25 protein-coding genes and 2 pseudogenes are annotated in these 25,809 nt (G+C 39.4%); all 27 read right to left on the reverse strand.

What is annotated here, in order from left to right; translation table 11 throughout:
* Positions 1–264 precede the first annotated feature (264 nt).
* Positions 265–942 (reverse strand): hypothetical protein, encoded by a 678-nt coding sequence (locus QKW49_RS03290; protein WP_282866162.1) that lies wholly within the window; start codon positions 940–942, stop codon positions 265–267.
* 676 nt (positions 943–1,618) lie between these two features.
* Positions 1,619–2,263: an N-acetyltransferase gene (locus QKW49_RS03295; RefSeq protein WP_349239070.1), complete on the reverse strand. Its 645-nt coding sequence runs from the start codon at positions 2,261–2,263 to the stop codon at positions 1,619–1,621.
* Positions 2,264–2,466: 203 nt separating this feature from the next.
* Positions 2,467–3,473, reverse strand: a pseudogene (locus tag QKW49_RS03300) (virulence RhuM family protein).
* Positions 3,474–3,889: 416 nt separating this feature from the next.
* Complete coding sequence (locus tag QKW49_RS03305) at positions 3,890–4,423, reverse strand: HD family phosphohydrolase (protein WP_282866163.1); 534 nt, start codon at positions 4,421–4,423, stop codon at positions 3,890–3,892.
* The gene (locus tag QKW49_RS03310; RefSeq protein ID WP_282866164.1) at positions 4,371–5,090 is read right to left on the reverse strand and encodes a hypothetical protein; all 720 of its coding nucleotides are present in this window, start codon (positions 5,088–5,090) and stop codon (positions 4,371–4,373) included. The genes QKW49_RS03305 and QKW49_RS03310 overlap by 53 nt, the downstream gene beginning before the upstream one ends.
* Before the next feature lie 40 nt (positions 5,091–5,130).
* Positions 5,131–6,822 (reverse strand): 2-polyprenylphenol 6-hydroxylase, encoded by a 1,692-nt coding sequence (gene ubiB / locus QKW49_RS03315; RefSeq protein ID WP_282866165.1) that lies wholly within the window; start codon positions 6,820–6,822, stop codon positions 5,131–5,133.
* Positions 6,823–6,957: 135 nt separating this feature from the next.
* Positions 6,958–7,824: a DegV family protein gene (locus QKW49_RS03320; RefSeq protein ID WP_282866166.1), complete on the reverse strand. Its 867-nt coding sequence runs from the start codon at positions 7,822–7,824 to the stop codon at positions 6,958–6,960.
* 97 nt (positions 7,825–7,921) lie between these two features.
* Positions 7,922–8,272 (reverse strand): hypothetical protein, encoded by a 351-nt coding sequence (locus tag QKW49_RS03325; protein ID WP_282866167.1) that lies wholly within the window; start codon positions 8,270–8,272, stop codon positions 7,922–7,924.
* Between the two features lie 25 nt (positions 8,273–8,297).
* Positions 8,298–8,873, reverse strand: a complete 576-nt coding sequence (locus QKW49_RS03330; protein ID WP_282866168.1) for a TetR/AcrR family transcriptional regulator — start codon at positions 8,871–8,873, stop codon at positions 8,298–8,300.
* A gap of 200 nt (positions 8,874–9,073) precedes the next feature.
* Positions 9,074–10,636 (reverse strand): recombinase family protein, encoded by a 1,563-nt coding sequence (locus QKW49_RS03335; protein WP_282866169.1) that lies wholly within the window; start codon positions 10,634–10,636, stop codon positions 9,074–9,076.
* A 1-nt stretch (position 10,637) separates the two neighbouring features.
* Positions 10,638–11,054: a recombinase gene (locus QKW49_RS03340; RefSeq protein WP_282866170.1), complete on the reverse strand. Its 417-nt coding sequence runs from the start codon at positions 11,052–11,054 to the stop codon at positions 10,638–10,640.
* Positions 11,055–12,620: a recombinase family protein gene (locus QKW49_RS03345; protein ID WP_282866171.1), complete on the reverse strand. Its 1,566-nt coding sequence runs from the start codon at positions 12,618–12,620 to the stop codon at positions 11,055–11,057.
* A gap of 61 nt (positions 12,621–12,681) precedes the next feature.
* A complete protein-coding gene (locus tag QKW49_RS03350; protein WP_026478190.1) occupies positions 12,682–12,897 on the reverse strand; it encodes an SHOCT domain-containing protein in 216 nt (71 codons plus the stop codon).
* 55 nt (positions 12,898–12,952) lie between these two features.
* On the reverse strand, positions 12,953–14,893 hold the full coding sequence (locus tag QKW49_RS03355) for a DNA polymerase (protein WP_282868051.1): 1,941 nt from the start codon (positions 14,891–14,893) through the stop codon (positions 12,953–12,955).
* Entirely contained in the window at positions 14,890–15,399 is a 510-nt protein-coding gene (locus QKW49_RS03360) for an NUMOD4 domain-containing protein (RefSeq protein ID WP_282866172.1), read from the reverse strand. The genes QKW49_RS03355 and QKW49_RS03360 overlap by 4 nt, the downstream gene beginning before the upstream one ends.
* Positions 15,400–15,472: 73 nt before the next feature.
* Positions 15,473–16,024, reverse strand: a complete 552-nt coding sequence (locus QKW49_RS03365; RefSeq protein ID WP_282866173.1) for a DUF2815 family protein — start codon at positions 16,022–16,024, stop codon at positions 15,473–15,475.
* A gap of 4 nt (positions 16,025–16,028) precedes the next feature.
* Positions 16,029–17,165 (reverse strand): DUF2800 domain-containing protein, encoded by a 1,137-nt coding sequence (locus QKW49_RS03370; protein WP_282866174.1) that lies wholly within the window; start codon positions 17,163–17,165, stop codon positions 16,029–16,031.
* Positions 17,158–17,475 (reverse strand): rRNA biogenesis protein rrp5, encoded by a 318-nt coding sequence (locus tag QKW49_RS03375; RefSeq protein WP_110133574.1) that lies wholly within the window; start codon positions 17,473–17,475, stop codon positions 17,158–17,160. The genes QKW49_RS03370 and QKW49_RS03375 overlap by 8 nt, the downstream gene beginning before the upstream one ends.
* Positions 17,450–17,668 carry a hypothetical protein gene (locus QKW49_RS03380; protein WP_069980594.1) on the reverse strand — a complete coding sequence of 73 codons (219 nt, stop codon included), beginning with the start codon at positions 17,666–17,668 and terminating at the stop codon, positions 17,450–17,452. The genes QKW49_RS03375 and QKW49_RS03380 overlap by 26 nt, the downstream gene beginning before the upstream one ends.
* A 130-nt stretch (positions 17,669–17,798) precedes the next feature.
* On the reverse strand, positions 17,799–17,990 hold the full coding sequence (locus QKW49_RS03385) for a LysM peptidoglycan-binding domain-containing protein (protein WP_282868052.1): 192 nt from the start codon (positions 17,988–17,990) through the stop codon (positions 17,799–17,801).
* Between the two features lie 39 nt (positions 17,991–18,029).
* Positions 18,030–18,743, reverse strand: a pseudogene (locus QKW49_RS03390) (peptidoglycan recognition family protein); the annotation flags it as partial.
* Positions 18,743–19,150 carry a phage holin family protein gene (locus tag QKW49_RS03395; protein WP_202695146.1) on the reverse strand — a complete coding sequence of 136 codons (408 nt, stop codon included), beginning with the start codon at positions 19,148–19,150 and terminating at the stop codon, positions 18,743–18,745. The pseudogene QKW49_RS03390 and the gene QKW49_RS03395, both read right to left, overlap by 1 nt.
* Before the next feature lie 86 nt (positions 19,151–19,236).
* Positions 19,237–21,708, reverse strand: a complete 2,472-nt coding sequence (locus tag QKW49_RS03400) for a glycosyl hydrolase family 18 protein (RefSeq protein ID WP_282866175.1) — start codon at positions 21,706–21,708, stop codon at positions 19,237–19,239.
* Positions 21,705–22,289, reverse strand: coding sequence for a hypothetical protein (locus QKW49_RS03405; RefSeq protein WP_349239120.1), 585 nt, complete (start codon positions 22,287–22,289; stop codon positions 21,705–21,707). Before QKW49_RS03405 ends, QKW49_RS03400 begins: the two co-directional genes overlap by 4 nt.
* 6 nt (positions 22,290–22,295) lie before the next feature.
* Positions 22,296–22,490 carry a hypothetical protein gene (locus QKW49_RS03410; RefSeq protein WP_069980589.1) on the reverse strand — a complete coding sequence of 65 codons (195 nt, stop codon included), beginning with the start codon at positions 22,488–22,490 and terminating at the stop codon, positions 22,296–22,298.
* A 14-nt stretch (positions 22,491–22,504) separates the two neighbouring features.
* Positions 22,505–25,027: a phage tail protein gene (locus tag QKW49_RS03415; protein ID WP_282866177.1), complete on the reverse strand. Its 2,523-nt coding sequence runs from the start codon at positions 25,025–25,027 to the stop codon at positions 22,505–22,507.
* A 4-nt stretch (positions 25,028–25,031) separates the two neighbouring features.
* Positions 25,032–25,805, reverse strand: a complete 774-nt coding sequence (locus QKW49_RS03420; protein ID WP_282866178.1) for a distal tail protein Dit — start codon at positions 25,803–25,805, stop codon at positions 25,032–25,034.
* Positions 25,806–25,809: the final 4 nt, after the last annotated feature.

Genomic DNA, 25,809 nt, shown 5'->3' on the forward strand with positions numbered 1-25,809 from the left:
AAAATCAGGATCATCAAGAATTTCTTGTGGTGGAAGCAGTAAGACGGGTTCAGAAGTTGGGATTTGTTTTTTTCTACAGTGACCTTTATGGCCTAGCTGACCGCCAGGTTTTCTCCCCGTTTTTTCTCGACTATTGGCTATCTTCTTGTGTCTAATTGATTTAGATGAAGATAGAGAAGAGTTTTCGTAATGTTATTATCATATCTGCAAAGTGCAGTGTAGAGGCAGAAATATATTTACCCACTCTATGCTGTTATGGACACCCTATTCTTGCGGAGCTGGACTACGCCAGTTTTCTTGATTTTCACCCAGATACACCACGGCTCGCCCCCTACCGTCAGAACTCCAACTGCCGTCTGTTCGTTTGCGGTGGCAGAGATAGAATCCCAAAGGATATTCAGGCGATTTTGAAGAATCTATATACTGAAAGGCATAGCTGTTATCACCTGTAGATGCAACGACCAATTCCTCCGCCTCTGTGACAGTCATTGGTTTCCATAGTAGCACGCTCATACCGATGGCCAACGTCACCAGAAAACAGCAGCCAGCCCAGGTGTTCCAGCGTACACAATCCGCATCCCACCGACTAAATAGTCGTACCAGTAGTCCCAGCATCAACACAGCACACACCACCGCCACTATGCAAACCTGCCACAGGGAATAGCGATGCCACGTACGCCACAAAAAATAGGCCATACACACCACCGCGCCGATTGTCCAACTGATTTCCTGCCTTTTCGATTGTGTCACAGCACCTTCTATCGTCATGCGAATAATCCAGCGCAATACATCTATAGCCAAGAAAGCACAAAATATAATAACTATTGCCGCTGCTTCGTTAAAGAATGCGTTGGCATATGGGATTTTTGTTAGTAAAACCACTCCAATAGTAATGACAAACATCACAGTCAAAACTACAAGTTGGGATAGACTTTTTTTCATTGCACTGTATTCCTTTCTACGTCAAATATAAATAATCTTTGCTCAAAGACGCCCGGTACATTCAAATTTGCCACACTTCCCAATCTCTATTATAACATGAATTCATCTTTCCATTTAGCATTATAGCTAATAAACATCTAATCAAATTTCGGCTATGTTGGTTAGCCTATTACACGGCCGTTTTATCAACTCAACCTTAAAAATCAATCCTAACCACAAAACCTCGGATTTTAAAAAAAACATCTAAATCGACCACTCGCGAACTACTGACATCCAATCTGCTCTGTACACATCCGATGACATCTAATCCGCTCTTACGGGATCTAAATGCCATCTTGGACATGTTTCCTTAAAGCAAAAAATCATCGTTTTTCCGCTTACAGTTTTTTGTGTAAAAACCCGTGAAAGGCTTATATCAAGCCTTCCCGAGTGCACTTCTCTATTTCCTTGACATCAAAACTACCGTCTCGTCGGTATTACAATTTGAAAACATATCCCCACAAACTATCATCAAGAAATTTTATTAAAGTAGATTGATAGTTTTATGGAAAAATTAGAAACCTCTCTACTAATAAACATAATGGGAAGCCGACTTGCCTTGTCTGACTTTGGTTATGCTCATAATCTAATCTAAAAATTAGAAGTTATAGCTTATCTTTATACCACTAAAGGAATTTCACTGTATAATAGAATGGCTATGAATATAAAATTCTTCCTGACTTGGCTGGAATTTCTTCTCCATTTTTTCCAGACTCTCATCAAAGCGCTCGGCTTCTTGTTCGTCTATCTTCATCACAGGGCTGTCATAATAAACCCATTTCCTCCCGTCCAAAGCTTCCGGCTTCAGTTCTTTTACCATCATTGCTGCTGGGAATGTTTCATTCTCAAGACAGATATTGTACTTTTTACAACTCTTAAAGCCAAGGCTTACATAATTGCTTGGGTTTCCAAATATTACAATCACATCATAACCAAGTGAAACCGCCTGTTCAAAAGAATGCTCTATAAGCATTTTCCCGTAACCCATTCTTTGGTATTCCGGAATAATGCAAACCGGACCGAAGGTAAGGATTTCTTTTTCTTCCCCTGACTCATCAACCAGTTTTGCTTTTGTGTACATTATATTCCCGATGATCTGATTATCAACTTCAATCACCAGATCTAACTCCGGCACAAAGTCCTTGTGGGATCGCATAACATGAACTAAATAATGTTCATTGCACCCCGGAATATATAAATTCCAAAAAGATTTCCTCGTGATTTCTTCTACTCTCTCATAATCTGTTTCTTTTTCATTCCTAATCTTAACTATTTTGTTCATTTATAAACCTCCTATAATTTACCTAAGACCAGTTTTTGTGCTTTTAATTATGCCTGTCTGCTCAATAAATTCCTATTTGTCTAAATGTTATGTGAATATTTTACATTTCATATTCTCTTAAAACAATTTCTTAATAAACTCACCAACAAAGTCATCTCATAAAAGCTGGTTGTTAGACTTCTTATTATTACTATAATTCACACTTAGTTTTTATCTCCTTCCCCTAGCAGTTTCATTTCCATATCTTCTAATGCTTTAATGTAATCTCTCTCTGCCTTTGAAACATCACTTATATTTAAAGCTTTATATTTCTTATATTCTTCTTTAGCCTTAAGTTCAGCAGTCTTAGCACTAATCTTTCCCCCATGAGTAAGAATTTCATGCTTGGACAATTTCAGAAATCCATCTAATGTTTCAATCCAATCTGACATATACATCGGGATTCTTCTTCTCGCCTGCATTTCAGCAAATTCAAGATAAGCAGAAACTATGCTGTTTAATGCAGATAACTCCTCTTCTGTACAATAGTTTTTTGCTACTAATGCATCCGCTTGTTTAGGCTGTTCTCCTTCAAAACTAAGCATTCCATATAAGGTTTATCTGCATCTGCCGAGTAGTAAATCTTTTCTGCCGCAGTTTGTCCATGTGCAGCCCAATGCATTTTGTTTTGCACTGTTTTAAAAAACAACATTGAAGATTCCATTCTTGGATCATAATCAACGCTTGTCGCCTAGATATCAAGAACTTTCCTCCAGAATACTTTTTCTGATGAACGAATATCACGAATTCGCTCCAACAATTCATCAAAATAAACTCCTCCACCATTATTTTTTAGAAGGTCGTCATTCATGGCAAATCCTTTTTTCATATATTCTTTTAAAACATTACTAGCCCAAATTCTAAACTGTGTGCCCCGTAAAGATTTTACACGATAGCCCACAGAAATAATTACGTCCAAGTTATAATAGTCAACTCGATATGTTTTACCATCAGCTGCAGTTGTTTCAAAATTTGCAACAACTGCATTTCTTATCAGTTCCCCTTCGTTAAATATATTTTTTATATGCCTAGAGATAGTGGATTTATCACGCTGGAATAATTCAGCCATTTGGTCAATGGATAGCCAAACGGTATCATTGTCAAAAGTAGTTTCTATTTTTGTCAATCCATCTTCGGTCTGGTACATTATAATTTCAGAGTTCATATTCATACTCCTTGCACACTTTTCTTTTATTATACACGTTTCATCAAAATATTCCCAGTATTATACAAAAAAAGAGGCTAAGTTTACGTGCCATTTTATTGACTCAGACTTAGCCTCAAATATTATGATATTTTATTAAAATCCATTATTTTCCCCAGCTTTTTCAACAATCTTACCCACAGGGATTTTCCCTTCACCCTCGCCAAACTCTACATTTACGTTGATATGCGTGTCTGCTTTTTTGTGGGAAAGAAGTACAACCGTCTCCACATGCTTGGAGATGAGGTCATAGCTGTCATATAAAAATTTTCAAGCCCTTTTTTTATAAAGGGTCGTTTTCGGAAACATATCTAAGATTGGATATCGTATGTGGGAACATATCAGTCACTAATACCTTTTCAGTTAATTAAACGTATAGTAGACTATTTGCTGATTCTGCTTTCGTATGTTTTAAGCGGGTTAGTATTTTTTTTGCTTATTAATTTCAAGGTTTCAGAAAAGGCACAATATTTATCTACCATTAAGACAACATATGACTCCTTATATCTTGGTAGCCTTAATGTTAATGGCCACATATGTTTTTCAATAATATCCTTCTCAATATTATTAAGCGAAAAATACTCATTAGCATTTTTCACTGCTATACCAGGATGAACAAATCCATGTAGCCCAGTATAAGTTTTTTTATCAGCATGCCAGTCATACAAGAAAAAATCATGAAGAAGTCCACCCCTTGCTGCAGAAAAGTAATCCAGTCCAAGTTTCTTGCATAATCGAAAACTTATGTAAGACACGTGTAGACTATGAGCATAACAACTTATATCTCCATGTTGCATATAGTTTTCCATAGACATTACCTTTTCATGCTCAATCAAATCATGAACACAATCGCAATATTCTTTTTTAAGGTTGAAATTTATTTTTAAATTCAGTTTTGATTTTATTAACTCTACCATTCAAAATTCTCCTCACATCGCGATTTATAATACCCGCATTTAGGAATAACAATTTAGGAAAGGCAAGAAATATCTTTTTATATTTTATAACCTTTTCTTTATATACGCGCACAGATAGCTCAGAATAAAGTAAAATTGTTTTTCTTAAATCCAATACATCAACAATAGATTTTGTAGTATCAATAATAAAATAAACAATGAAAATGATAGCAACAGAATTTTTAAACTGAACCGGAATTATGTGAACCAAATTCGTAACAATTGGATGGACTACCTGAATTAATATAAAGGCGAGCACTCCCCATAAAATTGAGTATTTAATACATATATACCCTTTAAGGTTCAAAAAATTATCGCTGTAATCCCACCATTTTGAATGGAATATTTTTTCCAATGCAAATCCAGTAACAAACTCCAATAATGTGACTAAGGATATTGAAACAATCAAATTCATAATCAATAATAAAGATTTATCCTCTAAAGAAAATGGACTCCAATTAAAATATGAAACGATAAGAATCCCGCCAAATCCATAAATCGGTGTAAAGGGTCCTATCAGGAAGCCTCTATTGATAAATTTTCTGTGTATTATACTTGCAAATGCAGTTTCAAGTACCCATCCTAAGAATGAATAAATCGCAAAAAAAAGTATCATATCAACTACCATATTAATTTTTCACCTCTAAAGTTAATTTTCATTGATTAGGTTATATTCGTTTTGATCTTAAAATTGCAATAATCAATGCCACAAAGGTACTTAATGCTAGGATAAGGCTGCATCTTAGTGTTGTACTTGCGACTGTTATAAAGTTAGACCCTTCCACATCAGTTAAACTTAATCCAACGATTGTTCCTGCGATTACTATACTTAAGGATAACAACACTAGGCTGATTGATAACCTGTTAAATGCCTTATCAAGCTTTTGCGCATATCGGTCTGCCTCTTTAAGCTTAAGTTGCACTGTAAAATCATCGTGTTCCATTTTATCTAGAAAATTCAAGAAAATAGAAGGGAATTTTCGAACAAGATTGCTGTAGTCCATAGCGCCACCCAGGATTTCCCTACCAATTTTCTCTGGGGTAATTAATGTAAAAACCAGCTTTCCCGCAATAGGTTCGGCAATTTCCAAGACATTTAGCTCTGGATCCAATTTTTCAACCAACCCTTCCAAGGTGATAAGGGATTTGGCAAGCATTGTAAATTCTCCAGGAATCATAATATTATAAGAAAATGCCAAATCAAAAATTTCATTAAAAACTTCACCAATTTTTATTTGACTCAATGGGATTGACAATACTTGATCTCTCAATCGATCAATATCTTTTTCCAGGTTTCTCATATTGATTCTTTCTGACATTGCATCAAGTTCAATAATCGCTTGAACAATCAGTTTACTATCTTTCAACGTTATTCCCATCAACATTTTCAGGAATTGGTTTTTCCTATGAGTGTTCAATTGTCCTATCATACCTAAATCTAAAAATGCTATTGTATTATTCTCAAGCACCATAATGTTTCCCGGGTGAGGATCACCGTGAAAGAAACCATCCCGCAATATCTGATATAGAATAGAGTTAGCTAAATTTCTTGCAATAATTGTTTTATCTAACCCCAATTGATCTAATGCTTCAATTTTTTTTAACGAAGTCCCTTTGATTTCTTCCATTGTTACAATACGATTAGTCGTATGAATCCAACTAATCTCTGGAACAATTACAGTGGAATCATCCTTGAAATTCACTTTAAATGTTTCTGCATTTTCTCCTTCCATTCTAAAGTCTAATTCATTCGTTAAAGTAGTTTCAAATTCTTCAGTCATTTTGCTAAAGCTATAAAGTTTCCCAAACCTAGTTCGATTATCAATAAAATCTGCCAGATCTTTTAATATACCTAAATCAAGCTCGATATTTTTCTCTATATTTGGCCTTTGAACTTTTACTACCACTTCTTTACCCGATAATAATTTTGCGCGGTGGACTTGACCAATAGAAGCTGCAGCTATGGGTTCCTCTTTAAACTCTCTAAATATATTTTCAAGTTTATCTCCCAACTCAAATTCTATTACTTCTCTTACTTCGGTTATAGGAAATGGAGCTACAGCATCTTGGAGTTTTTCCAGTTCATGTATAATGTCACGAGGCAATAAGTCCGGTCTAGTACTCATGATTTGACCTAATTTTATAAATGTCGGTCCCAACTCTTCAAAAGATAATCTCAACCTCTCACCAACTGATAATTTTGAAATTTCCCTCTCTGCATATTTTGTAGTTTGCTTACCTATTTTAAGGTAATTGAGGATGCCCAATCTGTCCATTAAGGTGCCAAATCCATGATTTACAAATACCTTGACAATTTGCTTGGATCTCTTAAATTTTCTATATTTACTAACCGCCATCATTTATCACCACTCAGCCTAATCTCATTTTTCTCAATAGAAATAGCAGATATAGATTGAAAAGATGCTCTGTCATCTATATCTGCCTAAACGTAAGCTAATATACCTTTTTTAATCTTAGTGGAGCAGACAACATTACTATCTTTCTTTTCCTAAAAAAAATAAGCCAACCAGTCCTGGTCCAGTATGAGTACCGATAACTGGCCCCAAACTATTTATTACCATGTCTTTGGGCGTTGTCTCACTCAGAATCAGAGATTTTAGATACTCTGCATCTTCTATACAATCGCCATGAGCGATGTATATCATCTGTTCTTCTGGGTTAATGGCACGTGTTTTAAATTCTTCAAATAAAGTCTTGATTGATTTTTTTCTTCCTCTAATTTTTTTTACAACATTAAGACTTCCATCATTAGAGACATGTAAAACCGGTTTAACTTCAAGCAAACCACCTATAGCTGCACTGGTGGGCGATATTCGCCCCCCTCTCTTTAAATGTTCCAAATTTTCTATAGTAAACCAATGATTTACCTTAAGTTTGTTAGACTCAATCCAATCTACGATTTCTTGTTTAGATTTTCCTTGTTTTAACATCTCGCACGCATAATACACCAATAAGCCCTGACCAACAGAAGCGCTTTTCGAATCAATCACTGTTATATCTGCTTCTGGGTCCGCTTCCATTATTTCATTTCTAGCTAGAACAGAACTATTAAACGTTTCACTTAGAGCAGATGAGAAACCTATATAGATAACTGAATCTCCTTTTGAAACAAAACTTCTAAATTCATTTTCAAAAGTATACGTTGTAATCTGAGCAGTTGTTGGCATACTTCCATTTCGAATTTCGTCATAAAACTCCTTATAGCTTAATGATTTCCCAAAATCATCTGTATAATTAATCCCATTTAGTACATAGGTAAATGGAATAACATGCACATTGTTTTGGGAAATATATTCAATAGGTAAATCACAATTTGAGTCGGTAACAATAACTATCCCCATTTCTAACGCCTCCTAATTAATAGATTGCTCAGCTAAAAAACATACCAACATTTAATAACCTACCGTTGTTCTGTCTTTTAACTAGCCAATCAAAATCCTATTTTTTTAACTCGTTTATGCCCTTCTTTGTAGCTATTTCTTTCTCTTTTAATATGTCAATTAACTCTTCTTTTATAATCTTTCTGAAGTCCTCTTTTTCCATGAGATCTTCTTTGCGGGCGATACCTTTTGCATCTAAAGCTTCTAAAACTTCATCCTTTACCATTTTCTTGAAATCTTCACGTTGTTCTTCGCCTTTTTTCACTAAATCATTAACCAGATCCTTTGCGTCTTTCCTTGCCACTTCACCTTTATTCACCAATTCATCAACTACTTCTTCAATTTTTTCTCTCGAGTAAGCAAACAACCCCAGACCTAAATTGACTGACTTTTCAAATAATCCTGACATAATAAACTACCTCACTTTCATGAAATCATTCAAATAATATTTGCATAGCGTTTAATGCTTCAGGTAATTCTTCGTCTTGGTCAAGTAATACCTGAATCCCTGTGCCAAACATCGACCCCAAAATCAAGCGAGACAAAGTTTTTGCAGAGTAACCTTTTAACTCCTTTATTTGAAGATCATTAAAAAGATGCTTTTCAATCATATCCGATAAATCTTTAAATAATTCACTAAGCAAGCTGCCGAACACAGGGGACCAAATAGCTAAACCTGTAAAATCGTATAACAATCTAAAAAGTTCCGGATTATGCTGCAACATGTTTTTAAAGTAATTAATTAGGCCTCTTGCTCTCTTTTGAGGAGAACTTTGCTGCTTTAATGATTCTTCAATCTCCCTTAGGTATTTTGAAATCATCATTTTTACAACTTCTTTAAACAATCCCTCCTTGTTTTTATAATAGTAATTTAATTGGCTTAATACTACTCCCGCTTCATCGGCGATATTTCTCATTGAAACATTGGCATAACCGCTAGTCGATATACAAGAATAAGCTGCTAATAATATTTTCCCCGATTGAGTTTGTTCATTTGTTTCAGAAAACACAATATCATCCCCTCACAATTCGGTCGTTCGTACGATTTATATAGTTATAATAATATTTTTTTATAATTTTGTCAACAACTAAACTGTAAATTCTAGTTCACAACTAAACTGTAAATTCTAGTTCCTATTTTCTCAAAATTGCATAACCATAATAAACCCCACAGCTCTTTTATGAGTCATGGGCTATTTCAATTCGTCTTTCATACTTCAATTTCAATGCCAGATTTAAAGCTGATCACAAAGTGTTCTTCGTACACCGTGACGTTTTGGATCAGCTTCCTTACTAAAGTGTCATCATACAGTAGGGTGCGATATTTGTTCCTGCGGATAAATCCTATCAGTTCGTTGATCCGCTCATTCTCACCACTTAAGGATGCATCTTCCACAAGAAGGCTCTGTCGCTCTTCACGAAGCCTATCTATCTCGTCTGCGAGAAAATCGTAATCCTTTCCCTTATTGGCGAGGTTGATTACTTCCTTCTGCTTTTCTTCAAGCAAAGCATTAATCTCTGAAATCTTATATTCCGTGGTATCACCGATTACCGCATGTATATTCTCTTCCAGTATTCTTATCATGTTGTCCCCACCGGCAAGCAATCTGTTAATGGCAGTCATTACTGCATCATATAATTCACCTTCTTTTACTGTTCGGTTCTTACACGTTTCAGGGCCTTGCTCGATTCTCGTAACACATCGCCATACAAACTCTTTTCTACCGCGTATATTCCAATACACCCGTCTGTAAATGTCCCCGCAATCTCCGCAGAAGGTTATGGTGCTCAAAGCGTATTTACTGCTATAGAGTCTTTTGTTTTTATCTGCCCCCGTGTAAATATTATTCCTTCGATGAAGTTCTTCCTGAGCCTGTAAAAAAAGTTCCTTCGGTATGATTGCCTCATGGCTGTTTTCAACATAATACTGTGGGACATGGCCTTCATTCTTGACTCTTTTCTTTGTTAGAAAATCCACGGTGAAGGTCTTCTGTAATAGGGCATCCCCGATGTACTTTTCGTTCAAGAGAATCTTCTTTATGGTCTCCGGTCGCCATCTTGGTTTTCCTGCAGCTGTTAAAATACCGTCCTTCTCAAGATCCCTACCAATGCCTGCTAGGCTTTTACCCTCAAGGTACTCTCTGTAAATGCGCTTAATGATTTCAGCCTCTTCAGGAACAATTATTAGGTTTCCTTCTTCATCTTTTGTGTACCCCATAAATCGATTGTGGTTGACCTGGACTTTCCCTTGCTGATATCGATACTGAAGTCCAAGTTTAACATTCTGAGAAAGGCTCTGACTTTCTTGCTGCGCGAGGGATGCCATAATGGTCAGAAGCACCTCCCCCTTGGCATCCATTGTATTGATGTTCTCTTTTTCAAAAAATACGGATATGTTCTTGTCCTTCAGCTGCCTAATATATTTTAGGCAATCCAGAGTGTTACGGGCAAATCGACTGATGGACTTTGTAATAACTAGATCGATGTTCCCCTCCATGCACTCATCAATCATGCGGTTGAACTCTTCTCGTTTTTTCGTGTTCGTGCCTGAAATGCCGTCATCTGCAAATATGCCAGCAAACTCCCATTCAGCATTTTTCTTTATAAACTCGGTGTAATGAGCTACCTGCACCTCATAGCTTGAGTTCTGCTCTTCAGTTTCTGTAGAAACACGGCAATAAGCAGCAACACGCAGTTTCTTTACTTTTTCTTTTGCGGCTGTACTTCCGACCCTTTTTCGTGCTGGAATTACAGTTATGTTTTTCTCTGCCAATTTAAACCTCGCTTTCTATCAGACTATACAGGTACTCCGCTCGTCCTACTGGATCTTCTGGAAGTTTCCCTTCCGATTTTCTCATTTTAAATCGCTCTATAGGTGGGGGAGCACTGAAAGCTGCAAGCTCTGCAATCCTCCCTAGATCCTTCGCACGTTTACTTCTAACCTCTTCAGCCTTATCAAACGTCTCTTTATCAATGATTGCGGGGTATACGTCATTTCCAAGATAGTTGACGTTTTTCAAAATAAGTCCCATGGATGAATGAGTCTTCTGAATACCAGCCTGCTCACCAGCCACAGCAAGGGAAAGCCCGGAAATGTACTTTTCAAAGAAATCCCTTACTTGATCCGCAGCCCTTTCATCAACGGTAACAACTCCGTCCGTAATTGCATATCCGTATGGTACATAGGCCATTTACCTCACCACCCTTTCTTTAAGGGAAAGCCCACATTTTAATTTAAATGTTAGTTCATCCCTTGAATTTACAATGATGTTTTCTACATACTTTTCAAATGCCTCGTCTGTATAGTTGCCATCAAACTTATCTTTCGAAACATACTCAAGAAGCGCTTTTATCTCGTCTGCCTGTGATGTTCCACTTGTAAATGACATGACCAGGTTTGTCTTCTCAGTGGTTAGCTTTTTCATTTCGCTATCAAGAACATTTCGTTCTTTACTAAAAAGTGCCGGTTCAAGAAACCCTTTAGTCATAAGACCAATCAGTGTATTGCGTTCTTCGGTTAATTGCTCCATGCGTTTATCTATGGCATCAATTCTTGCAAGATCGCATTCTTCATCAATCTTGTTTATAGAATCATAAAGTGGCTTCAGTATTAGCTTTTTGCTGAATGCGAGCTTATTCATCATGGTTGAGAATGTTGCTTTTATCTCTCCATCACGCAAAAATAACATGGAGCAGCTGTCCTTGTCTTCAATGTGTCCTTTGCAGCTCCAAGCAATATAACTTCTGCCAACAGAGTAGTTTGTTCTTCTCTTGAATTTACTGCCGCACTCTCCACATAGGATTCTGCCACTTAGCACATACCTGTTTTGATAAGCTTTCTTATTAGCAGTTTTGCTCATAGATTTTGCTCTTTGCGTTATCAGCTTTTGAGCCTTGGAAAATACTTCTCTGCTGATAATCGGTTCGTGATGATCCTTGCAGTAGAACTGATCTTTCTCTCCATAGTTAATGTGTCGATTGAAGTTGCTATCCGTGTAAGTCTTTTGGAAAAGCACATCACCTTTGTATTTTTCGTTACGAAGCATATCAATCACCGTACCAGAACTCCAATGATTGCCCCTTCTTGCAGGGATTTTGTCTCTGTTCAGGCCTTTTGCGATAACACTTCCACCTTTCCCTGAAAGGCACTCTGCAAAAATACGTTTGATTATTTCAGCTTCTTCAGGAACAATAACCATCAAACCATTTACGTTTGCATAGCCATATGGCGGAGTGCCAATAATGTAACTGCCATTTTGAAATTTTTTACTGATTGACCATGTTGTGTTCTGTGAAATAGACGCGGACTCTTCAGCAGCAAAACCAGATAAAATAGAAAGCATTAATTCACTTTCCATATCACCTGTATTCAGATTTTCTTTTTCAAAATAAATATAAACACCGATATCCATTAGATGCCTTACCAGCTCTAGGCAATCCGTGGTATTTCGTGCAAAACGGCTGATGGATTTGGTGATAATAAAATCAATCCTATTACTTTCACAATCACGAATCATCCGGAGAAGTTCAGGTCGTTTTTCCTTCTTGGTGCCCGATATGCCTTCGTCATAATAAAGCCCGGCAAATTCCCATTCTGGATTGGATTTAATATAGTTTTCATAGTGTTCCCGCTGAGCTTTAAGGCTTACCAGTTGGTCATCGCTATCCGTTGAAACCCTTGCATAAGCGGCAACTCGAAGTTTGTTTTTTGATAGCTGTGATTTGGGCAGTTCATCTATTTTCGTTATCTTTTTCATCATCTCACCTCACTTTCTGCTATTACATATATCACTCTAAAAGGTAATAATAGCAAGTGTTTCAGGGCATTATCTCGGCTAACTTCGGAGAGAATTTCTGGCGGTTTAATGCTGATATTTTGTGTAGTTCATCTTGTGTAATCTTGCCCTCTTTATAGAGCATGCCTACAATGCTCTCAGCTATATAAAAGTCATATTCTTTCTGTAACTGTTCTTCTGACATCGGTTCTGTCTCACCCTTGATAGGAGAACCATCTTTCACTTCAATAATGTTCATAAAAAAACACCTCCTACCTGGTAGCCACGGTGGGAGGTGAAATCTGATGTTTTCTTTAATCTTTCTTATAAAAATCGCATTCGTAGCCATCGGCATCAAGGAGCAGTCCCTTTGCCCAGGGAGGTACTCTGCCCATCTGCTTGCATACCATATCAAGTGACAGGCTTTGGTCAGCCTCAATAATTACTTCATCGTGTACATGAGCCACAATGCTACAAGTGCTAAGTGTCTTCATGGCATACATTAAAATATCACGGGAGATTGCTTGAACAATGTTTTCTACAAACTTGGGTCCATAACTTTCAATCCGCTCCCATTTCTTTGTAGCACCAACTCCCTCATAAGTAACTGACTCACCACTGAAGATATTTTCTCCAATATTAGGCTTTACATAGGCAAGCTTTCTGCCAGAAGGAAGAACAATAAACAGCATTCCACTCATGTAATGAAACTTGATATTTTGAACTTCTTGAGACTTTTTTTCCTTAATACATTTCTTAACTTCTCTATCCACATCCCACCAGAATTTTACGATGCATGGATTGGCCTGCCTCCAGGCATTAACAAGGGGTTTTAGTTCTTCTTCTAAAATTCCCATCTCTAAGGCTCCCATAGCCTTTAAAGCACCCACTGATCCACCATAACCAAGTGCCAATTCTGCAATTTTCCCTTTCTGCCTTAAATGACCGTTCACACCATGCTTTTCTACGGGGACATTAAACATCTGTGACGCGGATGCACAGTAAATATCACCACCACTTGCGAATACTTCAGTTCTCCATTCTTCACCCGCAAGCCATGACAGCACACGAGCCTCAATGGCAGAAAAGTCGGCAACTATAAACTTACAGCCTTTCTTTGGCACAAAAGCTGTCCGAATAAGCTGCGAAAGTGTATCAGGTATATCTTCATAGAGCATTTCGAGGACTTCAGAATCACCACTTTTGACGATACCTCGAGCTTCTTTTAAATCCATCATATGGTTTTGCGGCAGGTTCTGCAGCTGCACTATTTTTGAGCTGAAGCGTCCTGTCCGATTGGCGCCCAGAAAAGTAAACATGCCACGAATCCTGCCATCACTGCAGACTGCATTTTCCATTGCAGAATATTTCTTAACAGATGACTTTGCCAGTTGCTGACGGAGTTTAAGCACCTCAGCTAGATGCTCTGGTGCGTCCTTTAATAACTCTGCTACTGCTTTTTTACCAAGCGTATCTGTTTCCACACCATTTTCAGAGAGCCAGCCTTTCATCTGCTGTACTGAGTTGGGGTTATCAAGTTCTGTTGCTTTCTGCATCTGATCCATCAGCTTGGTGCGTGACTTCTCATCCATGGTAATGGCCTGTTTTACAAAATCCATATCTACCTTTATGCCGCGGTCGTTAATGCTCTCACTCAAATGGTATTCATCCCATATGAATTCTGGCACAGGAAATTTAATCAATTTCTGCTCAATCTCCATCTCAGCTTCGACATCACGAATGTTATAGGCTTTGAATCGTTCCCATTTATCTAAGTCATCAGAGGGTAAATTTCTTGTGCGGTTTCCATTTGCCTTAGTTGGGCTACAAGGAAAACAAAAGAAACGAATCAGGTCTTTACCTTCCGTCATTTTTTGCTTCCCAAGGCCAAGAACCGCACCCACACCTACTAATGATAACGGCAACCCCATATATGCTGCCCATGTCATTGTGCACCTCCATGATTCAGGAGAAATATACTTGCCCACTGGGTATCCTAGAAAGCGCGAGAAGCATATCCGCTCAAAGGAAGCATTATGAGCATATTTTATAATTTTATCATCTTCTATTGCAGAAAGTATCAATGGTGGTATCTTTTCACCGCGGGCTAGATCGATTATTTTAACCTCACTTCCATCTGTGGAATAGGCAAAGAGCAGTATTTCAAAATCATCTGCTTGAACATAACGATACACACCACACTTTGCTAAATTGACGCTACTATAAGTTTCAATATCACAGTGTAACGTTTTTATTTCAACCATACATACCTATCTCCATTCTTTATTTTGCTTATAGCCTGATGACCCACACCATACAACTCTCCAAGCCGTGTGCAGGTAAACCCGCAGAATAATCCAAATCGTATTCCTTCAACATCATCCGTTGTAAGTTTCTTCCATGCCTTGCCTTGGCGATAAACATCATAAACATTTTCAGTCTGCGTATCGTATCGAAGGTTCACTAGGCGGTTATCTTTTGGATTCCCGTTTGTATGAAGCACATAAATACCATCCCTTTCGCCTACAAAAGCAGCCATAACCAAATGATGAACCGCAAAGGTTTGCCTTGGATCATTTAGGACAACCATTAGATAATTACCTCGATTTCCGGGTCGAAGTATTCTTTCCTTTAATAAATAATCAAACTCGCCATTCTGATTACTACTATGAATTACACGTTCAAGACTCTTAATTCTGCCCTCACTGCTTGCCTGGTACTTCCCCTCATATCCGGGTATGTCTTTCCATATCTCATCCATTTAATATACCTCCTTTCCTAAAAAAGCAGGTGGTAGAGGAAATACCCCCACCACCGTCAATTGGCCTTTTCTATTAGGCAAGGAAGTCATCTTCTGCAAGAGTTGTAAAATCATCTGCTGCAGAGGTCTTTCCACCAAGAGGCTCTCCATCCTTAATTTTTTGAATATTACCCAAACCACAAGCAACACCCTTATTACCGTTTGAGTTAAAAGCATAGAAGTTGAGTGAAACCCTACCATAGCAACCGCTGTACACCTCGCTGCGATCCATAATTGGCTTAACACTTTTATCTACAATCTGTGGAGCAGTTTTGCTATTGGCATTGATAAAATAATGCCCCTTATAAGCCTCATCATCACGCTCTACATCTCCGTCACGCAGTGGCAGCTTAATTGCCGCTTTGTTCGGTTTCTTTCCACCAAATTTAGCGATGCCTTCCTCAATGGCTGCATCCACTGCAGCATTTATAGCATTAATGGTTTCTGTATCGTCTTTGGGAATAAGCACAGATACGCTATATTTTTCTGCGCCACCGTTGATGGATACTGGCTCCCATCCGTGAAAATAAGAAAGCCTTGTGTTTACACCTGTAATAACTTTAGTTCTGTTTTCAATTTTACTCATAATATTAACCCTCCATAATTTCGTTAAATTCGTTTTTTGCATCAGCTACGTTCATCGCCGGTCTTTTATCCGAGTTAGGGACAAGAGTCGGCTTGCCCGGTGGTTTATAAATGAGGTTTCCTAGAATTTCCTCAAATTTGGTTTTACCCATCAATTTTTGCATCTCTGTCATAGGGATGAGGCTCTTACGATAAATGTCCTTGTATCCGCTGATGACAGCTTTTTCTGCTACTGCATTTTCATCTTTATACTTTCGAACAGATCGACCTTCCACAACCTTAAAACCATGCCACTCTTTACCGTGATTGACTGCAGCGTCTGTCGCATAAGCAGTTATCTCATTCGCCCATTTGGTAAGGTCGGGAAGAATGGTTAGAACTTTTTCTATCTCACTATCTGTAAGTAACGGTGGCATCTTAAACTCCATCTGTGCCAGTTTCAGATTTTCATCTGCTCTAGCGCGACATCTGGTGGATGCTCTGCAGAAGGTACACCACGGGCCAGGCATATATTCACCTTCACCTTGATAGGCTTTTGCGGCTTTTGGTTTTAGTTCCTCTTCTGCCCAGGCTTTAAGTTCTTCTACCGGAACAGTCCATGTGCTGACATTTTCTCTTCGTGGTTGAAAAATTGTCATTGATATTTCTTTGATGTCGTATAGGCTGTCATAAATCTCTAAAGCGCCTAATGCATACAGTTTCATCTGTGGATTGTCCTCTGCATCCACTAGCACGCCCATACCATATTTGAAATCTACGATGTGAAGTCTATCATCTGAGATGATCACACAATCTCCTGTCCCAAAACCATCTGGAACATAACAAGAGAAATCAAGACGTTGTTCAATAAGAACGATAGGATCTGTACAGGACTTTCTTGCAAGTTCTACCTGCTCCATGATGAAGTCAACGTAGGCATCGGTGCATTCTTCCATTTCATCTGAATCATACTCTGATGTAGGCCTCTTACTTCTGATTCGAAGTGCCTTTTTTAGCTTGTGTTCAGAGAGGGCATGTGCTGCCGTACCTTCTTTTGCTGCTTCTCCATTTGTGTTTTCAAACTCAAGTTCCAGCCTTGCAGACGGTAAACAATGAAGCCATCTGTGTGATGAAGATGCAGATAATATTGCATGATTACCCATTCCCAAGAACCTCCGCATCTTTCAAGATGTCAGCATAATAAGCCTTATCAACAGCACTTAACTTGTCAGCACCATACTTCCCAATGATGCCCCGCACTTCAGCGGTAAAGCCAAGCTGACTTTTTTCGGCAAGTACCATTCTCACTTTTTCCAGCGAAATATCCGGCTCATTTGCTTTTTCTGTCTTTGTGGTAGGTGTTTCTTTTGGAGCAGAATCGCTATCTGCCATTGCATCACAAACCGCTTGTATGCTATCAGCAAGACTTCGCATATCATTTACCACATCAAGCAGTAACTTTATTTTGCTCAAGGTCATTTCCTCCTTTCGTCATCTCACAGATAGAGAGTTCCTCGATGCTGTCTCCGGGGATTACAATCGTTACACGCTGCTTTCCCCCAAGAAGGAATCGAAGGATGCGCTCCCTCACGGAAAAGTTACGGTAAGTAACAATCCCGCCTGTCTGTGGTTTCTTTGAAACACTAATTTTTAGATTGTGCTTCATATCCATCACCTCTTTCTGAAGGGCGCTTTTATTTGTTGCCCTCTACCTGGTAGCCTCAGGAGATACATAAATCTGACGGTTTAATAAAAAAAATGCCCAAAGAAGTTTTAAACCTCCAAGGGCATCATGCTTAGTTAGGGATTTTCAGCTTTTGACCGGTATAGATAATCGTTGATTTTAAATTGTTCAGTTTAACAATCTCTGTGTATCTTGTGCCGCTACCGAGTAGCTTGGCTGCAATTGCCCAGAGAGAATCACCTTTAACTACCGTATACTCTTTGTAAGTTGGTGAAGAGGTGCTACCGGTGGGATATACAATCATCCCATCGTTGTTGAAAACATAATAACCTGGGTTCTTATCAACCTGTGCCTTTGCATTGGAAAGGATACGATATGCACCAAGCTGTGATTTCGCATCTGCCCAAGTCTTTCTAACACGGTAATAGCCTGTAGTCAGCTTTTCAGGATAGGTTGTATTTTCAGACCCCCCTGCAGGTGGTTCATTTGCTGAAAGTAACTTTTTGACCTCTGTTCTAAAAGTGGCCATGCTCTTACCATGTCTTGAAAACCAATGCCTTGGATCAGCATGATTGGATGCAATCCCTCGTTGATACCCTTCATAGTGGCCGATAATCGTACCGGCAGCCATCGGGTCGAGTTTATACTCCTTACAAAGATATGCACACAGTTCCACCGCTTCTTTATAGACCGCATTAAAATACGAGGCATCGGTCAAACCGTCCTCGCAGATTTCAAAGCCAATATGTGTGTTATTTGCATCGCCTCCAGCATGCCAACCTCTATGATTCCATGGTAGGGTTTGATAAGTTGCAATGGAGCCATCTTTAAGTTTCCCTATAAAGGCATGGACACAAACCAGTCTTCCATCTGGTCTGTCTTGATTCCAATGATTATTATATTGATTTACTCCTAATAGACCATCATCCGGTCCAACATATCTGCGTAAATTTGGATTGTTCGCTCCGGTGCTATGAACCATGATACCTTTTGGTGTAATCTTTCTGCCTACCTTGTAGCAAGCATTCTCTGTAAAAATAAGCTTTCTGAGATTCATTATTGCTCTCCTCCTTTGTTATGCAGCTGAGCAAGAATATCCTTTAATTTTTCTGGTATCGGTAATCCTAAGCGCCCTGCATTTTCCAACATGGAAACCCCTTCATTGGAGCAATAGAAAAAGATGATGGCGGTTCGGAGCATGCTACCGTCTCCTATAAGGTTCGTGTCGATAATATGGCCGATTCCTACCATTACAAAAATAAGCACCTTCTTAAAAATGCCTCGAAAACCGACTTCGCTGGATAGCTTTTTATCAACGATGGCGCACATGACACCAGTGATATAATCAGCCACCATCAATGTAACTAATGCATATAAAAACCCATCAAACCCTCCTAAAAACCATCCCAAGAATCCACCTAATGCAGTTAGTGCCACTTGTACCCAGTTCCAAATTTCCTTCATGACTTTTACCTCCTTCATGATTTTGAATATATAAAAAGAGTGCCTGCATCTTCGCAAACACTCTTGGATCGTTATAATTGATTCGCTTATATTTGTTTAGGCAGTGCCTCCCATAATCTCATGTCCTCCTGTCCTAAAGACCAAATGGCAATTCCTCTAAGTTTCCACCGATATGCTGCTTCATTTGCCCAATAAACAAGGCTGTCTACGTCCTGGTAATAAAGAATTGAAAAACCATCAGCATCTCCAAGAAATAGGCGAGAGATCCAAACATTGATATCCTTAGGCACGACTTTTACTGAATAATCATTTCCGCATACAAGTGGCAAGACTCCTGAGTGAAAGAAATCATAATCCATAGAGATGTCTTGGCTTCTTGTTGAAGACTCCTCCACATCACTATTTACAGCGAATACCTGAAACTCATTATCCCAAGTCACACCAGTCCTTGAAAGCCTTCCATACTCTACGGTCGTTCCTCCTGGAAATATCACATCAAACCTTTCATACGGTTCATAGACCCAAGCATCTCCCAACCTTAATAGTTCACAAAGAATGCGACCATCAGAACGAACCCCTGCATAACCTCCTGAAAACCCATTAAGGGTTGCAGTAAATCGAAGAGTATTACTTGCCCCTGAATAGACCCTTACCGAGTTACCTCTAATCCTCATTTCAATAGTGTACATCCTCGGATTGGAACGAAGATTTGCCTCTGTTGTTTTTATAATCTCAGTGGCAGTACTACCTAGTAGGGAAGAACCTTTATAAAGCTCGATGCGTTGCGTATTGAAATTAAGACAGCAAAATACACCCCCGCAAAATACCCCCGCTCGGCCATTTCCTTCCGGTGTAAATGCTATTCTTGCTCGTAAATGAACATCTGAAAAACCTGTGTAATTCCATGCCAACTCTCCTGATCCATCAAGCTGTGAGTAGGGACGACTAGTTGTTTGATTAGGATTTCTCCACACCTGCCACTGTCCACTTAAAGCTGTCCAATAACTAGATGGTAAGGGGTTGTCATCCCTAAAGTCTTCATACCAAACTAGTGCAGAGTCTGCTTTTCGACGTAGCACCTCTGTGGTTAGCTTAAATCCTCGATCCGGTTCAGCCATCACTCCGTTAACATCTTTAAACATTCGTGGTGATAACATAAATTCTGCCTCTCCTGCAGAAGGACTCTCAGAGAAATTAGAGCATACACGAAATCCATAAAACTGCACACCTGGTACTAGCGCACTGACGCTGATTGTGTGCGTGCCGGCTGAAAGATATACACCCGAAGACAAGGAAAGCCAGCAAGTTGTGCGCCAATATGGCCACCATAGTCTATTCTCACTAAAAGTAGAACTTACACCATCCAAAGCAACATGAATACCATTCTTATCCCAAAAGGGAAAAGAGATACGGAATGCAACATCATAAACACCGGCAGTAGCTATTTCAAATTCATATTCTGCTTCGCCTCCTTCTCCAAGGGTTACCATTTGAGTAGAAACGGACACGTTCCCAGTATGGCTATATGGACTTCCTCCAGTCCGGTCTACATAGATTGTGCCAAACTCAGTTCTTTGCTGTTTACTATAGGCTGTCAAATATCTGCGCCTGTTATAGGTTTCTCCAATTAACGGATACGTTCTTGAAACCGCATCCCACCCTTCCATGTAGTCATACACCTGAGGCAAAGCCCAAGGAACTTTATCGTAATCATCCCAATACGCAATGATAGGAATACGAGGTTGGGGAGGAGCATCATTTGTGAAGTTATAGACTCCAGTCATCCAGTTTTGGGCTGCATAATAGGTGTTGGAAATTCCTCGGTAGGTAATGCCTAGATTCGCAGGAGAATCGTGTATCCTCCAGTTCCAACCATAAGCAGGCAGTCCAAAGAACACTTTTTCAGGAGTCATTACGCGAGCCGCATAATCATAGGTCCCTTCCAGCCAATTCCTAGGGGATACAGGTCCCGGTGCAGAACCCGCCCAAGCCATGCCATAACTCATGATTGCTGCTGTATCGCAGTAGGGATCTAAGTCTTCATAAACACACCAGTTTTCACCACCAACGGAGCCTTGTACCCCTGTCATGCCGGGTAAGCAAATATTCACGAGTTTAGATGGATTGTATGCTTTAACCGTATTATAGATATCTTGAAAGAGAGCATTGGCCGCATCCTTATTTTCATAGCCACCACCACGCTCTAAGTCTATATCCACTCCAGCGCACCAAGGGTATTTAATCATAATACGAATAATCTCAGTAAGGAATTTATCCTTCGCGCCGTTTGTATTATTTCTAAGGGCTGTAAAAATGGATGCTGTACCATGATTCATGATTGTAAGCAGCCACTTGATATGTGGCCATCGGTTGATGTAAGTAAGCATGCTGGAGATGCTTGTACCTGTTTCTGTTATTGTTCCGGTAATATCTACTTCAAAGGTAAAAATCCCTACGGTATCCAAGCGATCACCATAATCACGTAAGGCTTGGTACATACGAGCATTGCCCATGAAGCTCCAAACCATGCACCGTTTTCCTTTTAAATAATCTCTCATGGGCGTTCACTTCCTTCCTGCATTTCTTGAAACTCGAATAATACCCTGGCAGATTTTCTATCTTCTAACTTCACCACATGCTTACTATCACTAGCTGCGGTGTATTGAAAAAAGCCCTCTTTTTCAGAAGGGCTCCCATTTTTCAAACACTGCCTGGTAGAGGCTAAAAGAGAAAGTGTGTCTCCTGGGTTTATGGAATCTTTAAACTTAACCTTATGTGCTCCAGCTCCTTGAGATAACTCAATACCTCCTGCTTGCATACCCTGTATCGGGTAAATGTGACAATCAAGTCCAGCTGAGGTTTTACCAAGATTAAAGAGAATGATTGTTTCACTACTACGAACCACTCCGTTATAAAAACGAACAGGCACAATGCTATTATTCTGCCTAAATTTCTCGAGCATGGTTTCTGTATTGATTGTGTAACCCGTCAAGCGGTCTCCTTCTTGCGCTTGAATGTCGGTAAAATAAACCGTACCGGTGCAGTCTTCTAAAAGTAGTTTCACCGTTATGCTAACAACACGCTTTTCTTCTTTGCAATGAATGGTCTCTGCAAATCTAGTAAAAGAAACTGACAATATCACCACCTACCCATCTAGTGTCCATTTAATTTCTGATACATGGGGAGTCCAGCCTGTAGCAATAGAGCCTCCTTGTAAAAGCATATCAGTAAAAAATACTGCGCCTGTGCAATCAGAAACATATATACGAATGGTTAGAGCCTTTATCTTGCTAAACCCTCGGGGTGAGATAACATGAGCTGTATGGAAAAAATAAGCCATAGCACCACTCCTTCCTAAAAGAGATCAATAAACCTTGTTTCGGTTGTACCATCCTCGTATTCAATCATAACTTCAATGCCGACTTGTCCATTAGGGCCTTTTTGAAGATTCTCTGATCCAATCTGAGCCGAGAAGGTGTAACTTTTCCTGCTTGCTGGATAAATAGTTTGAGCTAGACTTTTTGTCATACCTAAAACCCCATCAGCTTTAAAAGAAGCATCTCCTGAGACACCATTGTTTGGATCAACATCAAATCCTGAATTGAGCCAGTAGGTGATTCCATCATCGGCTCTTGAGTTTCTTAGATGGTTAAAGGGGACTAAATCTTTTACTTCCTGCCTGTCAAGGACATCGGCTGAGGATAAAATATCGGCAGCTTTATCCCACCCAGCAGATGCATCCCCTAATTCTCTTAAGGTGGTGGATAGCTCCAGTACTGTTTTCCATGGCTCTTGTAGATTGTACTGCCTGCGCACCACACGAGTTTTCACTGACAGATTTAAATCCTTATCATCAACGGTAACGATGTCTCCAAGATTCCAAGCTTCATGTTCATAACCTGTCAGCACGGATAAATCCATAGCTGAAAGAACATAGGAAATTCTAGGCCTTGAATACTGTGCTAATCGCATATTAGCAAACTCGAGCATCTGATAAGGATTGCTAAAGGATGAGGCATCAAGGGTTGCCACTCTTACTTCTGATGAGTAACTGTAGTCCTCCACATATTCTTTATTTCCATTAATAGAGGCAAATGTCATCCCATCTTTTCCATATGCATAAAGTCGAGTGATTAAGCTTCTTGTATCTACTACCCTTTGTATGCTTTTCATGTTTTTTCTATAGCAAAACAAGGCTCCACTGTCTGTACCACCAAATGTCAAAAGATGCACCAACCTATTGGCACTATCAAATATTAAATCTCCACCATGAATGTTCTGTGTGGCTCGAAGAATTGATAGCGCGTTTTTCTCGGTAGATTGCCATGTTCTCCTTGTACTTACCGTTACGTTCCCTAAAGCCCAACCTGTACCAAGCAGGGCATAATGCATAGGAGCCTCTGGTGTTTCAGCGACAAAATCCATCGGCTCTTTTGCCGCGCTGAATGAAAGATCATAAAAGGCAGCTTCCGCATACACTTGTGTAATCACTCGTCCATCAGAAGTTTTCTCATCTGTCGTGGTTCGAATTCGGTACACATCATTTACAATCTGCACCTGTTTCTCATTATCCAAAGCCTCTCGCTTGGGATCATGAAATGGCAATTTAAATTCCAAGACATCAGCACCATTTACCTCACTGGTTACAATGATGTCAAAGGCATTTTCTAACACCGCTTCCCACGCACCGTTGGTATCCAAGACAACGGGTCTTGCAAATCCAAGCCTCTCATAAGGTGGTTTCGGAATATCATGAAGCTGTATTTCTATAAGCTTAGGTGTTCTTGTTGTATCTTGAGTGGTCAAAGTAATTCGATAACGAATATAAGCTCTATTCGGTGACTGAAGTTCTCCGCTGGGTCCCACTGACTGCCACTGTGTCCAACTGACTAAATCATCAGAGGTAGAGGTTTCAACAAGGGAGATAGCAGTTACCCCTGCTGTGTATTCGCTGGTTACGGATACTCGTCCTGTTCCTGCAAGACCACAGGCAGCTGCGGTTGTATAAAGCTGACCATTTTGAGCATAAACACCACTTGTTGCCTTCAGCATAACAGTACCCGGCTCCGTTAGAGCATCTACATCAGCGGTACTGTCACCACCGTTTGCCAAGATAGAAGATTTGAAGTAGGAAATAAGCTCCTCCATGGTAAGCTCAGAATTCTTTTCATAAAACCAATCATCAAATCCGCCCGCATAATAATAAGTATCAGCCAGCATTCCCATGACAATATTGGCAACACAGTTTTGATTCAAATCTCCTGTAAAAGTTCTAATGGGCGATTGCCAAATAGCACCATCACTTCGGTCACAGACCAAATTTTGTACTCTTTTGCTATTTACTTCAATAATGGACGCTATAAAATACCAACCATTATTCCTAAGGGTAATACTTGGTGTTTCCGTTTGATCATAAATCAGCGAACCCGACGCATTATAAAGCATTAATCTTAATCTGCCTTGGTATAAGGAAACATAGAAAATCGGTTGTCCTGGTCCATGTCTGGTATTAAAGATGGGAATAAAATTTTGACCAATAGAATAAGTTGTCGGGTTAATCCATCCACCCACTACGATTTTTTCTCCTAAATCACTAAAAAAGCTACCGTCATTGGTAGCCACTAAATGGGTTCTTTCACTTGTAGGATTGACAATGTTTTGCCTGAAAAATCTCCCGAGTCTACCTAAAACCAAACTAGCTGAAGTTCCTGACCATCCGGAAACAAAGAAGTTTCTGTTATTGCCCGATGCATCTAAAAGCATGGTGTTTCCATCTGGCGCTGATTCATTAAATCTCCAAAGTCCAACGGTTTGATCACTTACTGGATACTCGCCTGTGAAATCTGTTTGCACTGTTAAAATCGACTTAATGGCCACCTTATCACCTCCATCTGCTCTTAGCCAGAATCCTTAATTCAGAAAATGTTGCTCCCGCCACAGTGATTGCTATTTCATTATCTCCCTTATGAAGAACAGGAAAATTCAGCTCATCCAAGCCTGGTAAACCATTTCTCAATGTGTTTCCGTTTATATCCGTTATTTTGGCGGTCACTAGCCCACTGTCAATGACAAGAACTTCATCTGCGGTTAAAGCTCCAACAACTCGTAATTCTTCTCCATTGGTTGTAATCGAGATATAGGTGGAGGATGAACTGCTAATTGTCCCCTTAATTTGATAAACGGGTTCTGAGTCAGCATTTCCGGTTAATCTTTCAATCACATGGTTGCCTTCACTGGAAATTGTAAATTGCTCATCTGTCAAAGCATAAGCATGAGGGTCTGGGCAGATAAACTTAAGATCAAATGCCCCTGCCGTTCTAAGTAGCCTCTCACAATCCACCTGCTCAGTAAGACGGGCATAAAAGTAACGATCTGGAATATCATCCAATACAAGTTGTTTCAAACCATTCATGGGGTTTAACCATTCAGCTAACCCATCCAATACATCTACTAGATCAGCAAAACTTTTTTGTGGGTATACATTACAATTAACGATAATGATTCGCTCTGAGCTATCACAACCAAAATCAGCAACACCCGCTTTACCCGGCACCATTTCATAAGAGTTTCTAAGAGCGGGCGATGCCTGCCAGCTTGTGAGTCTTGCTTTTATCTTCATGTCCTTTGAACTAATGCCGTTATAAATAAATCCCATACAT

It is taken from the genome of Petroclostridium sp. X23 (assembly GCF_030013905.1).
In the GTDB taxonomy this organism is placed as follows: Bacteria; Bacillota; Clostridia; order SK-Y3; family SK-Y3; genus X23.

Excerpts from the sequence above, each read along its gene's own strand:
- QKW49_RS03380 (WP_069980594.1), bottom strand. The coding sequence starts at position 17,668 with ATGAAGCACAATCTAAAAATTAGTGTTTCAAAGAAACCACAGACAGGC.
- QKW49_RS03290 (WP_282866162.1), bottom strand. The coding sequence starts at position 942 with ATGAAAAAAAGTCTATCCCAACTTGTAGTTTTGACTGTGATGTTTGTC.
- QKW49_RS03325 (WP_282866167.1), bottom strand. The coding sequence starts at position 8,272 with ATGTCAGGATTATTTGAAAAGTCAGTCAATTTAGGTCTGGGGTTGTTT.
- QKW49_RS03360 (WP_282866172.1), bottom strand. The coding sequence starts at position 15,399 with ATGGATGAGATATGGAAAGACATACCCGGATATGAGGGGAAGTACCAG.
- QKW49_RS03370 (WP_282866174.1), bottom strand. The coding sequence starts at position 17,165 with ATGGGTAATCATGCAATATTATCTGCATCTTCATCACACAGATGGCTT.
- QKW49_RS03385 (WP_282868052.1), bottom strand. The coding sequence starts at position 17,990 with ATGATTGTATATCCCACCGGTAGCACCTCTTCACCAACTTACAAAGAG.
- QKW49_RS03395 (WP_202695146.1), bottom strand. The coding sequence starts at position 19,150 with ATGAAGGAAATTTGGAACTGGGTACAAGTGGCACTAACTGCATTAGGT.
- QKW49_RS03350 (WP_026478190.1), bottom strand. The coding sequence starts at position 12,897 with ATGAACATTATTGAAGTGAAAGATGGTTCTCCTATCAAGGGTGAGACA.
- QKW49_RS03295 (WP_349239070.1), bottom strand. The coding sequence starts at position 2,263 with ATGAACAAAATAGTTAAGATTAGGAATGAAAAAGAAACAGATTATGAG.
- QKW49_RS03400 (WP_282866175.1), bottom strand. The coding sequence starts at position 21,708 with ATGAGAGATTATTTAAAAGGAAAACGGTGCATGGTTTGGAGCTTCATG.
- QKW49_RS03365 (WP_282866173.1), bottom strand. The coding sequence starts at position 16,024 with ATGAGTAAAATTGAAAACAGAACTAAAGTTATTACAGGTGTAAACACA.
- QKW49_RS03340 (WP_282866170.1), bottom strand. The coding sequence starts at position 11,054 with ATGGCCTATGTACCATACGGATATGCAATTACGGACGGAGTTGTTACC.
- QKW49_RS03420 (WP_282866178.1), bottom strand. The coding sequence starts at position 25,805 with ATGGGATTTATTTATAACGGCATTAGTTCAAAGGACATGAAGATAAAA.
- QKW49_RS03320 (WP_282866166.1), bottom strand. The coding sequence starts at position 7,824 with ATGGGGATAGTTATTGTTACCGACTCAAATTGTGATTTACCTATTGAA.
- QKW49_RS03310 (WP_282866164.1), bottom strand. The coding sequence starts at position 5,090 with ATGGTAGTTGATATGATACTTTTTTTTGCGATTTATTCATTCTTAGGA.
- ubiB (WP_282866165.1), bottom strand. The coding sequence starts at position 6,822 with ATGATGGCGGTTAGTAAATATAGAAAATTTAAGAGATCCAAGCAAATT.
- QKW49_RS03410 (WP_069980589.1), bottom strand. The coding sequence starts at position 22,490 with ATGGCTTATTTTTTCCATACAGCTCATGTTATCTCACCCCGAGGGTTT.
- QKW49_RS03305 (WP_282866163.1), bottom strand. The coding sequence starts at position 4,423 with ATGGTAGAGTTAATAAAATCAAAACTGAATTTAAAAATAAATTTCAAC.
- QKW49_RS03345 (WP_282866171.1), bottom strand. The coding sequence starts at position 12,620 with ATGAAAAAGATAACGAAAATAGATGAACTGCCCAAATCACAGCTATCA.